This window comes from Mesorhizobium sp. dw_380, assembly GCF_018588885.1.
Lineage (GTDB): Bacteria > Pseudomonadota > Alphaproteobacteria > Rhizobiales > Rhizobiaceae > Mesorhizobium.
In genome coordinates, this window is record NZ_JAFFIW010000072.1 from 1 (window position 1) to 11,385 (window position 11,385).

Consider the following 11,385-nt stretch of genomic DNA (forward strand, 5'->3'; position numbering starts at 1 on the left):
ATCGCGACCACTCCCGAAAGGTGGCCCCACAACAGCGCTTACCCACTACCGGCGGGGACCAGCAGGGCACGCAGCCAACCCAGCCGGCGTCGCCCAAATCGCCCCGTGGTTAAGCCCCGTTGCCTCTTGCGTTTTCGGATGCCATGACGCCGCCGAGAACATTGCCTTCCATTTTTCCTGGTGAAAAGAAAAGCTTCTCCGGGTTTTCAGCCGCTTCCTGGTCTCAGCCAACGATTCTTACGGGAACGGCTTTGACGGCCGGAACATGGGAATTCTTGGCGCGATGCCACAGGGGCACCAGGGGATTGAGTTCCGGATAATAGCCGGCACAGTTGCCCTGAGGCACGGAATAGGGTGTCACGCGCAAGCCGCGCACGCGCCGCTCCACACCGTCGTCGGCATGCGTTTCGAGATCGACTTGTTGCCCGGCGGTCAATCCGAACTGCTGTATGTCGGCCTCGTTCATCAGCAGCACCATGCGTGTGCCATGGATGCCGCGCAGCCTGTCATTGTAACCGTAGACCGTCGTGTTGAACTGGTCGTTGGAACGCACTGTGATCAGCGTCAGGACCTTGCGCCCCGATACATCGATGTCGGGGTCTGTTTCCAGCGTTGTCGGCAGTTTGAAATTAGCCTTCTTGTTCGGCGTCTCCCAGATTCGCTTCGATGCCTTTATATCGCGGTGAAAGCCTCCGGGCGTCAGGAACCGCTGGTTGAACTGGCGGAAATGCTGCGGAAAGCAGCGCTCGATCTCATCGCGGATGCGGGAATAGTCGGCGACCCACTTGTCCCAGGGGATGGAGCTCATGCCAGGAACGGTGGCCTTGGCCAGTTCGGCGACGATCTTCGGCTCTGAAAGCAGATTTGGCGAAGCTGGTGGGCGCGATCCAAAAGAACCATGAATACAGGCGGTTGAATCCTCCACGGAAACGGTCTGATCGCCGCTTGCCTGCCTATCTCTTTCCAGCCGCGACAGGCAGGGCAACAGATAGGTTACCGCCCCCGGATGAAGGTGACTGCGGTTGAGCTTGGTCGCAATCTCGACATGCAGGCCAAGTCCCCGCCAGGCCTTCTCGATCAGGCCGGTTTCGGGTACGGCGCGGACGAAATTGCCGCCCAGGCCGACAAAGCCCTTCACCGAACCGGCAATGACGCCTTCGCAAGTCTCGACCGTGTCGAGGCCTTTCTCGCGCGGAGGCTCGAAAGCATAGAATTCCGCCAACTTGTCGAGTGGAACGAGTTCAGGCTTTTCAGATATGCCGACGGTGCGCTGGCCCTGGACGTTGGAATGGCCCCGCAGGGGCGAAATGCCGGCGCCGGGTTTTCCCATGTTGCCGCGCATCAGCAGCAGATTGCACAGCATCTGGACGTTCTCGGTGCCATGCCTGTGCTGCGTCAGGCCCATGCCATAATTGCCGATCACCGCGTTGGAGCGGCTGTAGACTTCCGCGACATGCTCCAGATCCGGTCGCGCGATCCCCGACCGTGTGACGATGTCGTCCCATTCGGCAGCGCGCAAATAGGCTTCGAATTCAGCGAAGCCATGCGTATGCTCGGCGAGGAATTCGACATCGAGAACGCGTGAACTTCCGTGCTCCCGAGCCGCGTCGTCGAGTGTCAGAACCGCCTTGGCGATGCCGGTCATGGCAGGGATATCGCCGCCGCTGCGGACCTGGAAGAAGTCGCTGGACATCTTGGTGCCCGGCCCCGGTGAAAGCATATCGACCGGATCCTGCGGGTTCTTGAAGCGTTTGAGCCCTCGCTCCGGCAAGGGGTTGAAGGTGAACACCGGCACGTCGCGCTGGCGAGCCTCCTGCAGCGGGTGCAACAGCCGCGGCGCCGTCACGCCGGTGTTGTGGCCGAAGAAGAACATCATGTCGCATTTGGAAAAGTCTTCGAGCTGCACGGTCCCAACCGGCGAGCCGATCGACTCGGGAAGCCCGACCGAAGTCGATTCGTGACACATGTTGGAAGAATCGGGCAGGTTCGACGAACCGTAGATGCGCGCGAAGAGCTGATACATGAACGAAGCTTCCAGCGAGGCCCGGCCGGATGTGTAGAAGACAACCGACTTCGGATCGAGGCGCCGAAGTTCCATGCCGATCTCGGCAAACGCTTCATCCCAGGACATCGGCTCATAGCGATCGGAGACGGCATTGTAGCGCAGCGGATCCGTGAGCCTGCCTTGCTTTTCCAGATCGCGATCCGGCCAGTCGAGCAGTTCGGTGACCGAATGCCGCGCGAAGAAATCGGGGCCGCAACGCAGCTTCGTCTGATCCCACATGGTGGCCTTGGCGCCGTTTTCGCAAAACTCGAAGGGGCGCGGCTCGGCTGGCTTGGCCCATGAGCAGGAAACGCACATGTAGCCGTCCGCCTTGTTCTGCTTGAGCAGCGTGCTCCATATCCCCGACATCAGCAGGCCCTCGCCATATGCCTTGCGGATCAGGGAGGACAGGGATCCCCAGCCGCCCGTCGGGTGGTCGTATTTCTTGATCTCGACATGATCGGTAACGGCAGGTTCCATGACAGGTCGTCCTCGCGAATGCGAATACCAAACCTCGCCCCTTCTTGTTTGTTCCGAAGTCGGCGAAGGAAACGTCGCAGGTGCAATCCGGGCCGCGCTCAATCCTGACTTTGCCGGGCTGGCGCGGGCGGCAACCGGTCCCCGGCATCGGCCGCGCCTGCTTGTGGAACTATTTTCGTCATCGGCTGTTCGGCAAGGGAAAGGAGCCGGACGATGGAGCGACGCAACGCTGTAATCTCGCTCCTGCTAGCCGTGGTCATCATCGTCGGTTTCGTTGTCGGCTTTTTCTACGTCGATATGGGCTGGCGCACCTCGCCGTTGAAGCGGGCGCCTGAGCAGAACCAGGGCGGCAACGCCCCGGCGGATACCTCACGGGCTGCGGGCGTCCAGAAAAATCCCAAGCAAAATACCGAAATGCCGGGGCAGCAGTGATTGACGGCTCTCCGATAGAAGCAGATTAGGGGGCGTCGTGCTGTCAGATCCCACCGTGCTGGTCCTGATGTATTTTCTGCTTCCGGTCTGGTTGATCGCTGGTTTTGCCGACTGGCTCTGCCATCGCGCTTCCCATATCGAATCGACGACGGGCGCCAAGGAATCGCTGATCCATCTTCTGATGTTCGCCGAGGTCGGCGTACCGCTGCTGGCCGCCATGTTCCTCGACGTGAACGCCCTGATCATCGCCGTCATGATTGTCAGCTTCTTCATTCATGAGGCGACTGCGATGTGGGACGTGCGCTACGCCACCACGGCGCGCACGGTAATGCCGATCGAACAGCATGTGCACAGCTTCCTTGAGATGATTGATCCCGCTGATGGGGCTGGTCAGCGTCGTTTCCCTCCATTGGGGACAGTTCCTTGCGCTGTTCGGGGCAGGAGCGGAAACCGCGCGCTTCGACATTGTCTTGAAATCACAGCCGCTGCCGGTGATCTGAAACGATCACCTCTTAAGATCTTCAGCCGATCAGAGCGCAGTTCCTACACGGAACATCTCTGCCGGACCAGTCATTAACAGGCCGGGAGAGCACAGATCTGGAGCTTGATGATGGGCATCCTTTCCGACCTCGACAAAAAGCTGACGGACAACATGTATGAACATGCCAGCGAACTCACCGATGCGGTGGCGGACCTTCCGCCAGCGGTCGTTGAAACCGTCGACCGGCTGATGCCTTTCATCCAGCCCGAAGCGCGCGAGACAGTGAGAAGCCAGGTTCTCGGCCTGATCCACGAATACAGGATCGAGAAACCTCGGGACCCGGCCGAGCAGAATTGAATTACCCGTTCTGGTCTATCGCATGAGGCGCAGGCTGGCTCCCGCCATTATTGCTCGCTTTATGGCCGCCGAACCACAACCAAGCCGCGATGATCATTACTGCCACGATCGCTATCCAGGCGATGAGACGAGCCATTGCGGGATCCTCCGTGCCAGCAGTCCATTCACGTCGTCGATGCGGTGATCAGGACGGGATTGAGCCGGCTCCGCCGTGCTCTTAATCCCGCAAGCGATCCTTTGTTCCGCTTCCGGTTGAGTTCGCTCGCAACCCGTGCTGTCGGGGCCTTCCGTTGACGGGCTCCCTGATCGCTCTAGATCAACTCAAATCGAGCACCACTGCTTCGTTCGGCTCGGGGGAGACCTTTCTTGGCGCACCAGACGCCGGCTTTGACCTTCAGTGGCCGTCACCTCAGGCTGGATTTCTTGTGCTTGCTGTTGCTGCTGGGTATGTCAGCGGGATGCTCGTCTTCCGATCCGATCGAGCAGCAATCACGAACAGCGGCCTCTGCGGCGCAGACCGTATCGATGTTGCTCGATGCTTGGATGGGCGGGGCGGCGCCGTTTGCCTACACCGCGGGCACGCTGCAATCGGTCAGCAAGACGCTGGCCGATGCCGAGGCGCAGATCCGATCAGCCGGGACGGCTGAACCCGCCAAGCAAGCTGCCTTGACGGCAGCGGTCAAGGATATGTCGGTCGCGGTGGCTCGCGCCCAGGCGGGATTGCAGGCCGGCAATCGGGCAGAGGTCCAAAACGCGCAGCAGGATCTTCGGTTGGCTTCGCGCTCGCTGAGCACGGCCTATTCCAGATATTTCGCGCCGAAGCCATGAAGAAGCTCGTGGAGATATCGCTCGGCGTCGTTACCAGCGTTGGCGGCTTCCTCGAAGTCGGATCGGTGGCGACGGCGGCGCAGGCAGGCGCGACTTTCGGCTTCCAGCTGATCTGGGCGGTGGTTCTCGGCACCATCTGCATCATCTTTCTGGTGGAAATGGCCGGTCGGTTCGCGGCTGTGAGCCATCACACGATCTCCGACGGCATCCGCGAGAGATTTGGCTTCAATGTCTTTCTGTGGCCGTTGCTTGCCGCCTTGCTGGTCAATTTCATGGTGCTCTCCGCCGAGATCGGCGGCGTTGCCATTGCACTCGAACTTGCCACCGGCATCGGCTTCCAGTGGTGGGCGCTGCCGGTGGCTTTCCTGGCATGGCTGCTGCTCTGGAAAGGCACGTTCGGCTTCATCGAGAAAGGCGTGTCGATCCTCGGCCTGGTGACGCTGTGTTTCGTCGTCGGCGCCGTGATGCTGAAACCCGACTGGACCGCGGTCGCAGCTGGCGCCGTGCCTTCGCTGCCAGCCCACAATGCCGCCAATTACTGGTTCATGGCGGTCAGCATTCTCGGTGCCTCGATATCGCCCTACCTGTTCATGTTCTATTCCTCGGGGGCTATCGAGGACCAGTGGGACAAAAGCTATCTCGGCGCCAATCGGGCCATAGCGGGACTAGGGATGACCTTCGGCGGCGCCATTTCGATCGGCGTGTTGATCGTGGCCGCTCTCGTGCTCGCCACGCACGGCATCAACCAGGTGAACGACTATCACCAATTGCCGTTGATGCTGATCTCGGTATTCGGCTTCTGGGGTTTCGTTCTGTTCGTGGCCTCTCTCGCCATTGCCTGCTTCGGTGCCGCGCTCGAGGTCGGGCTGCAGCAGGCTTATCTCGTGGCTCAAGGTTTCGGCTGGAATTGGGGCGAGGATCGCAAGCCGTGCGACAATCCGGGCTTCAGCGCCGTCTACACAGTGTCATTGTTGCTTGCCGCCATCCCCATCACGCTTGGTCTCGATCCGCTGAGGCTCACCATCTTCTCAATGGCGCTGACGGCGGCCAGCCTGCCGCTGACGGTGGTTCCATTCCTGTTTCTGCTGAACGACGAACGCTATGTCGGCGAGCATCGAAACGGCATTATCTCGAACACCGCGGTCATCCTCATCATCGCGCTTGGCTTCGTGCTGGCCGTGGTGACCATCCCGCTGCAGATATTCGGAGGCACATGATGAAGTTGCTGCGTGATCTCCTCGACAAGCAGGTGGTCGATCGCGAGCAGGTCAAGATCGGCAAGGTCGACGGATTGGTGGCGGAGCTGCGGCCAGGCAAGCCGCCAAGGATTGTTGCGATTGAACTCGGCTCCATCACTTTGGCGCGTCGCCTTGGCGAACGGCCTGGGCGATGGATGGCGCAACTTGTGGCAAAGCTGGGTGGCAGGCGCCATGGCGAGCCGCATCGGATCGCCTGGCAAAAGGTCAGAGATATCGGCGTCGACATCGAATTCGACATCGATGTGCGCGAGACGTCGATTTTCGCATGGCAGGACTGGCTGCGCGATCATGTCATCGGACGCATTCCGGGAGCTTGATGATGACCACCGTCAATCTCGAGCGTCTGGCTGGGCGACGCGTGCTCTCGCAGCGGGGCAAGAACATCGGCTATCTTGAGGAAATTTGTGCCGAACGGGATGGCGACGACTTCGTCGTCACCGAATTCCATGTCGGCGTCTACGCTGCTTTCGAGCGTCTTTCGGTCTCGGCGATAGGCGTGGCGATGCTGGATCTTTTTAGGCTGCGTCGCCGCGACGGCCTATATCGCATCCCCTGGGACAAGCTCGACATCTCCGACCCGGCGCGGCCGCGGCTGCTGTGTCCGATGACCGAACTCTCAGGCATGAAGAGCGCACCCGACCTTCGGGATTAGGTCATTCGCCGTATCGTCGTGAACACTTTCAGCGCAGCATGCTTGCCGCCAGAAAAACCGCGGCTGCTATCAAGACGACAGCTGCAATCACCAAGAGCGGCCAGTTGCTGCGAGGCCGCAGCTCTGGTTCGCTCTCGACCGGCCGCATCGCATTGGCGAAGCTGGCGTCGTTTTCGAATTTTGGGTGCGAGCGTGGCGGACTTGTCCTGGCAATCGGATTTTGGGTGTCCGCTGCCTCGGCGTCGGTCTCCAGCGGCGCAATGGCGGGATCGAAGCCCGGCGTTTTGTCCTGCATCGCTCCCGCCTGAATCTCGCCTCTCGCGGAAGCAGGCGTAGGATTTGACACCTTGGCCATGGTCTCTCTCTCTTTCAGATCGGACTCTGCCAGATTTTGCAGGTGCCGGCGAAGCCCGGGCGTGCTGGGCGCCAACGGCTAGATCTGGTCGCCGAGCAAAATCCGGGCATCCTTGGCCGCAACGATAAAGGCCTGTCGTGCAACCCTGGGAGGCTTTTCGCCTCGCATCACGGCAAGACACGCCCTGATCGCGGCAAGACGCCTCTCGGATGTCGGCTTTGGCCAGTCCCGCAGCAGCACTTCGGCTGCATCGGACACCGAAACCACAACCCTGTCCCGGTCTATGCGGCCAGGTTGAATGACAATCGGCTTTCTGAAATGTCCCGTACGCATAGGCCTCTCCAAGCGGAACGCGCTTTAGCTGACACATCGCTCCAACGTTTAGAGTGCGGGCAGGACCGGTTACGATGCGCCGCCTTTAACTCCGCAATCGTCGATTTGTTCCCGAGCGCCGGGCGCTTGAAAACAGTTAGCTCGATCCAATCGGGCCATCCTATGCGCGCCTGTCCAATACCTACAGCAGGTCCTTGCGAAGGAAGATGCGTGCGTACCCTGGAATTCCGAATTCGACTTTGCCGAATTCCTCAAACCCGTGCTGCAAATAGAATAGCGGCGCCTGGAAACTGCTTGTCTCGACGACGGCTTTTTTGCAGCCCCGCCTGATGACTTCTTCCTCAATCGCCCTGAGAAGCTGCGATCCAAAGGATCGGCCACGCAATTGCTCAGGCACGAAGAACATGTCGAGAAACAGGAGTCCGAGTTCCGTTCTGCCCCAAAGCCCACCCCAGACCTTTCCTGAGGCGTCCCAAAGCTCCGCTCCGATAACAGCTCGGTCGTCGATCCCGGTCTGTGCAATGTTGTGTTGATAAAGCGCCGCGGCGGCCTGTGCTCTTGCATCCCCGGTATAGGCCAAAGCGATTGTAAATCCCTTGGGTCGAGATGGCATGCGTTGTCCTCCTGTGCCGGGACATTCAAGCGCCAGGATGAAACCATGGCGATGGGTACGGTTCCGGCGCTGCTACCGCGGCTGTATCTGTATTTTACATCGTGCAGATTGCGCGCTGGGAATGGTCCGACAAGCAAGGCCGCCACGGATTTGGGGCTGACGGGTCCGCCGGCATGTCGTCCCTGGCAACGGAACAATGCATATCTTGGCTTGTTAGGACGCATCTGGATTCGAGCACTCTGACAAGGACAAAGCCGATGAAAGCACGAAACCTTCCCGCAGCGCTCGCAGCCGCTTCCACACTTCTGGCAATGCCTGCTTTCGCTGCCGACAGCGCCCAGGATTTTGTGGATAAGGCTGCCGTGGGCGGCAAGTTCGAAGTCGACTCGAGCCAGATTGCGCTGAGCAAGGTCCAGGACCAGAGCATCAAGGATTTTGCACAGATGATGATCCGGGACCACGGCGCGGCCAACGCCAAGCTGCAAACGGTCGCCGGCGAACAAAAATTGAAAGTGCCGCCAGCGCTTGATGCCCAGCACCAGGGCGATCTGGACAAGCTGAAGAACGCGCCGGCGCCGATCGATCCAGCCTATCTCGACATGCAGGTCAAGGCGCATGGCGACGCCGTCAAGCTGTTCGAAAACTATGCCAGCGGCGGTGACAACGTGGCCCTCAAGACATTTGCCCAGCAAACGGTCGATACGTTGACGATGCACCAGCAGACGATCGAAAAGATCGCCGCCCGGCAAGATGCCGTCACGGGACCGACAACACCGGCCGTGAAGACCGACAATATTCCCAACGCTGCCGCCCTCGTCCCCGGGGCAAACAGCTTCAGCGAAGCCCAGGCCAAGAGCCGTATCGAGGACGCGGGCTATTCCAATGTATCGAAGCTCATCAAAGACAAGCAGGGCATCTGGCGCGGCCGGGCGACCAAAGCAGGCGAAAACCTCGACGTTGGGCTCGACTACCAGGGCAACGTCGTTGCCGCCGGCAAGTGAGCACGGATCAGGAGAAATCAGATGAAAACGGTAGCTGGACTGTTCGAGAATTATGACGACGCGGCCGATGCGGTCGGCGAGCTGGAAGCGACGGGAGTCCCGCATTCGAACATCAGCATCATCGCCAACAATTCGGATGATTGGTACGACGCAAATCGTTCCGAGGCGGCTGCAGACGCGGGGAGCGGTGCGGGAATCGGAGCCGTGGTCGGAGGTGCCGGCGGATTGCTCACGGGACTGGGCGTCATGGCCATCCCGGGTGTCGGCCCCGTGGTCGCGGCCGGATGGCTCACCGCCACCGCCGCCGGGGCGGTCGCCGGCGCGCTGGCCGGCGGTGCGGTCGGAGGCATTGTCGGCGCTCTGACGGAGTCCGGCGTGCCCGAGAACGATGCACACGTGTATGCGGAGGGCGTGCGCCGTGGCGGCACCTTGGTGACCGCCAAGGTGGACGACGAACTTGTTGCGAATGCCGAGGAGATTTTGGGTCAATCCAGATCGGTCGACCTGGCCGAGCGCCGCAGGACCTACGAGGCCGGCGGCTGGACCGGCTTCGATCCCAATGCAGGCGAATATGTCCCTGAGGGGCTCGATCGCGACGGCGCTGGCGCAGTCAACCGGCGTTGAACGACAAGCCCTTCCAACGCAGAACCGGATATTGCCGCAGAGACATCCGCCGCTCAGCGCCACCTTGGCCTCGGCCCTGCTGATTTGCGACCGCATAGCCTCTCCAACGACTTCATACGAGCGCCTCGATGCATCTCAGCGGAAACGTCGACCGCCTGCGTCGGTTGTTGCGCCTTCAGGAACGAACGCTTTCACGTGGCGTTCCGTATCTTTGATGGCAACGCGAGGGATCATGACAAGACACTGCCGGGCGAGTATCCGCTGATGTCGATGCCGGATCTGGCATACGGTCGCTTAGGCAACCGGTGCATGCATATCTGTGTGGATATGCAGCAGCTGTTTGCCGAACCATCACAATGGGCAACACCCTGGATTACCCGCGTCCTTCCTCGGATCGAGAGGCTGGTGGAAAAACGGGCGACGCAGACCGTCTTCACGCGCTTCCTGCCCGCCCAGAAGCCGGGGCAGGGCGTCGGATCGTGGAAGCGCTATTACGAGCGCTGGGCCTCGATGACGATCGAAAATATTGGCGCCGAAATGGTCGGATTGTTACCGGCATTGGCTGGTTACTGTCCGCCGGCGGCGGTCATCGACAAGCATATTTATTCCCCTTGGTTCGAAGGCCGTCTGAGAGCTTTTCTGGTGGAGCGCAACATCGATACGCTGGTCATTACCGGCGGCGAAACCGATGTGTGTGTTCTGGCCACAGTGCTCGGAGCCATCGATTTCGGCTATCGCGTGGTTCTGGTCACGGACGCGCTGTGTAGTTCTTCCGACGCAACACATGACGCTCTGCTGACCGTGTATCACCAACGCTTTGCACAGCAGGTCGAGACGGTCGAGATGGAGACGGTTCTCTCGAGTTGGACTTGAAACCCGCTTCTGCCGGCCGGCTTCAAGCATCCAGATCGATCAAATGCGACACCGGCCGTTTGCTTCGGCGCAGGTGACCGGGCGCTTCCACCAGAGTGACTTCAAGCGTCGGCCGCACGATCCCTTCAAGCAGATGTCCACCCCTGGTGCTGCTGTCGCTCAATCCGAGCACCGCATGAACGTGAAGGCTGGGCTTGCCGTCATCATCCAGCGCGACGTCGCCGATTGCGCTCAGCACCTCGCATTGTTCATCGATCGGGATTTTGCGGGAGGCATTGCCGACCTTCTGGTCGACCGCGAATGCCGTGAGCGCGGCGAATGCTTCTTCGCCGGGATCGAGCCCCAACGTTCGTTGTCCGCCGATCTCGTTGACGAGCTGCGATTTCATGCCTTTGTTCCGGCCGCTTGTCTTCCAACTGCTTGTGTTCCGGTCGTCATGTTGACCCGTCAATGAGCATGGTGCTCGGCGTTCCGCTTGCGGGTTGCGGCGGCCTTCTTCGCCGATTCTGAGCGGCTCGCGGTTGAGCGTGAAGCCGCTGCCTTGCCACCGCTTTTGCCGCCCTTGTGGGCGGCGGGATTGCCGGTGTGCTTGCCGCGACCGGAGCCGCCCTCTTTCTTGCCGCCGCCATCGTCCTTGTTGACGGTCGCCCATGCCCGCCGCTCGGCCTCCTCGTCGGAGATCCCGCGCTTCTCGTAGCCTTCGGCAATGTGGTCGGCTTTGCGTTCCTGCTTGTCGGTGTATTTCGATTTCTCGCCTCGTGGCATGGCCATTCTCCTATTGGGCCGTTTCTCCTGTTGGATAGGTCTGAACGGAAAGCCAACGAGAGAGTTCCAAACGGCTATTCAGAAACGATCTGGTCCCACGAAATTGCTTGGTTATGGCATGCGGAGATCAGCCATCGTCGTTCCCGCATTGATAATCTGCCAGGCCGCCGATTGTCGTCTGGGGTCTCGTTATCATCGTGCGGAGTCGAAGATGGCTCAATGATGTGAGATGTCTTCGGATTGCGACGTCAGTAACCTCCGATGACCGGCAAAATCTCGCCGGTGATG

At 60.3% G+C, this 11,385-nt stretch carries 16 protein-coding genes; 10 read left to right on the forward strand and 6 right to left on the reverse strand.

What is annotated here, in order from left to right; all coding sequences use genetic code 11:
- Positions 1–223: 223 nt before the first annotated feature.
- The gene (locus JT360_RS31880) at positions 224–2,524 is read right to left on the reverse strand and encodes an FdhF/YdeP family oxidoreductase (RefSeq protein WP_214477204.1); all 2,301 of its coding nucleotides are present in this window, start codon (positions 2,522–2,524) and stop codon (positions 224–226) included.
- A gap of 213 nt (positions 2,525–2,737) precedes the next feature.
- Between JT360_RS31880 and JT360_RS31885 the strand changes: the two genes are divergently transcribed.
- The 7 genes from JT360_RS31885 (at position 2,738) to JT360_RS31915 (ending at position 6,533) form a co-directional block, all read left to right on the forward strand.
- Complete coding sequence (locus JT360_RS31885; protein ID WP_214477207.1) at positions 2,738–2,956, forward strand: hypothetical protein; 219 nt, start codon at positions 2,738–2,740, stop codon at positions 2,954–2,956.
- A gap of 37 nt (positions 2,957–2,993) precedes the next feature.
- Positions 2,994–3,533 carry a hypothetical protein gene (locus tag JT360_RS31890; protein ID WP_250889215.1) on the forward strand — a complete coding sequence of 180 codons (540 nt, stop codon included), beginning with the start codon at positions 2,994–2,996 and terminating at the stop codon, positions 3,531–3,533.
- Positions 3,534–3,566: 33 nt separating this feature from the next.
- Positions 3,567–3,794, forward strand: a complete 228-nt coding sequence (locus JT360_RS31895; protein ID WP_250889216.1) for a hypothetical protein — start codon at positions 3,567–3,569, stop codon at positions 3,792–3,794.
- A 366-nt stretch (positions 3,795–4,160) separates the two neighbouring features.
- Positions 4,161–4,622, forward strand: coding sequence for a hypothetical protein (locus JT360_RS31900; protein ID WP_250889217.1), 462 nt, complete (start codon positions 4,161–4,163; stop codon positions 4,620–4,622).
- The gene (locus JT360_RS31905; protein ID WP_214477211.1) at positions 4,619–5,839 is read left to right on the forward strand and encodes an NRAMP family divalent metal transporter; all 1,221 of its coding nucleotides are present in this window, start codon (positions 4,619–4,621) and stop codon (positions 5,837–5,839) included. Before JT360_RS31900 ends, JT360_RS31905 begins: the two co-directional genes overlap by 4 nt.
- A complete protein-coding gene (locus tag JT360_RS31910) occupies positions 5,839–6,198 on the forward strand; it encodes a hypothetical protein (RefSeq protein WP_214477213.1) in 360 nt (119 codons plus the stop codon). Before JT360_RS31905 ends, JT360_RS31910 begins: the two co-directional genes overlap by 1 nt.
- Before the next feature lie 2 nt (positions 6,199–6,200).
- On the forward strand, positions 6,201–6,533 hold the full coding sequence (locus JT360_RS31915; protein ID WP_214477216.1) for a hypothetical protein: 333 nt from the start codon (positions 6,201–6,203) through the stop codon (positions 6,531–6,533).
- 28 nt (positions 6,534–6,561) lie between these two features.
- Here JT360_RS31915 and JT360_RS31920 read toward each other — a convergent pair whose 3' ends face one another.
- The 3 genes from JT360_RS31920 to JT360_RS31930 form a co-directional block, all read right to left on the reverse strand.
- Positions 6,562–6,963 (reverse strand): hypothetical protein, encoded by a 402-nt coding sequence (locus JT360_RS31920; protein ID WP_502845502.1) that lies wholly within the window; start codon positions 6,961–6,963, stop codon positions 6,562–6,564.
- Between the two features lie 3 nt (positions 6,964–6,966).
- Complete coding sequence (locus tag JT360_RS31925; RefSeq protein ID WP_015319127.1) at positions 6,967–7,221, reverse strand: DUF982 domain-containing protein; 255 nt, start codon at positions 7,219–7,221, stop codon at positions 6,967–6,969.
- Positions 7,222–7,402: 181 nt separating this feature from the next.
- Positions 7,403–7,834, reverse strand: a complete 432-nt coding sequence (locus JT360_RS31930) for a GNAT family N-acetyltransferase (protein WP_214477218.1) — start codon at positions 7,832–7,834, stop codon at positions 7,403–7,405.
- Between the two features lie 257 nt (positions 7,835–8,091).
- Here JT360_RS31930 and JT360_RS31935 point away from each other — a divergent pair, with 257 nt between their 5' ends.
- The 3 genes from JT360_RS31935 to JT360_RS31945 all read left to right on the forward strand — a co-directional run bounded on the left by JT360_RS31935 (position 8,092) and on the right by JT360_RS31945 (position 10,332).
- Positions 8,092–8,835, forward strand: a complete 744-nt coding sequence (locus JT360_RS31935) for a DUF4142 domain-containing protein (RefSeq protein ID WP_214477220.1) — start codon at positions 8,092–8,094, stop codon at positions 8,833–8,835.
- A gap of 21 nt (positions 8,836–8,856) precedes the next feature.
- Positions 8,857–9,459: a general stress protein gene (locus tag JT360_RS31940; protein ID WP_214477222.1), complete on the forward strand. Its 603-nt coding sequence runs from the start codon at positions 8,857–8,859 to the stop codon at positions 9,457–9,459.
- A gap of 264 nt (positions 9,460–9,723) precedes the next feature.
- Positions 9,724–10,332 (forward strand): cysteine hydrolase family protein, encoded by a 609-nt coding sequence (locus JT360_RS31945; RefSeq protein ID WP_214477232.1) that lies wholly within the window; start codon positions 9,724–9,726, stop codon positions 10,330–10,332.
- A 22-nt stretch (positions 10,333–10,354) separates the two neighbouring features.
- Here JT360_RS31945 and JT360_RS31950 read toward each other — a convergent pair whose 3' ends face one another.
- Complete coding sequence (locus tag JT360_RS31950) at positions 10,355–10,720, reverse strand: PPC domain-containing DNA-binding protein (protein WP_214477224.1); 366 nt, start codon at positions 10,718–10,720, stop codon at positions 10,355–10,357.
- Between the two features lie 59 nt (positions 10,721–10,779).
- Positions 10,780–11,097: a plasmid stabilization protein gene (locus JT360_RS31955; protein WP_214477225.1), complete on the reverse strand. Its 318-nt coding sequence runs from the start codon at positions 11,095–11,097 to the stop codon at positions 10,780–10,782.
- Positions 11,098–11,385: the final 288 nt, after the last annotated feature.

Excerpts from the sequence above, each read along its gene's own strand:
- JT360_RS31880 (WP_214477204.1), bottom strand. The coding sequence starts at position 2,524 with ATGGAACCTGCCGTTACCGATCATGTCGAGATCAAGAAATACGACCAC.
- JT360_RS31885 (WP_214477207.1), top strand. The coding sequence starts at position 2,738 with ATGGAGCGACGCAACGCTGTAATCTCGCTCCTGCTAGCCGTGGTCATC.
- JT360_RS31895 (WP_250889216.1), top strand. The coding sequence starts at position 3,567 with ATGGGCATCCTTTCCGACCTCGACAAAAAGCTGACGGACAACATGTAT.
- JT360_RS31905 (WP_214477211.1), top strand. The coding sequence starts at position 4,619 with ATGAAGAAGCTCGTGGAGATATCGCTCGGCGTCGTTACCAGCGTTGGC.
- JT360_RS31910 (WP_214477213.1), top strand. The coding sequence starts at position 5,839 with ATGAAGTTGCTGCGTGATCTCCTCGACAAGCAGGTGGTCGATCGCGAG.
- JT360_RS31915 (WP_214477216.1), top strand. The coding sequence starts at position 6,201 with ATGACCACCGTCAATCTCGAGCGTCTGGCTGGGCGACGCGTGCTCTCG.
- JT360_RS31925 (WP_015319127.1), bottom strand. The coding sequence starts at position 7,221 with ATGCGTACGGGACATTTCAGAAAGCCGATTGTCATTCAACCTGGCCGC.
- JT360_RS31930 (WP_214477218.1), bottom strand. The coding sequence starts at position 7,834 with ATGCCATCTCGACCCAAGGGATTTACAATCGCTTTGGCCTATACCGGG.
- JT360_RS31935 (WP_214477220.1), top strand. The coding sequence starts at position 8,092 with ATGAAAGCACGAAACCTTCCCGCAGCGCTCGCAGCCGCTTCCACACTT.
- JT360_RS31940 (WP_214477222.1), top strand. The coding sequence starts at position 8,857 with ATGAAAACGGTAGCTGGACTGTTCGAGAATTATGACGACGCGGCCGAT.
- JT360_RS31945 (WP_214477232.1), top strand. The coding sequence starts at position 9,724 with ATGTCGATGCCGGATCTGGCATACGGTCGCTTAGGCAACCGGTGCATG.
- JT360_RS31950 (WP_214477224.1), bottom strand. The coding sequence starts at position 10,720 with ATGAAATCGCAGCTCGTCAACGAGATCGGCGGACAACGAACGTTGGGG.
- JT360_RS31955 (WP_214477225.1), bottom strand. The coding sequence starts at position 11,097 with ATGCCACGAGGCGAGAAATCGAAATACACCGACAAGCAGGAACGCAAA.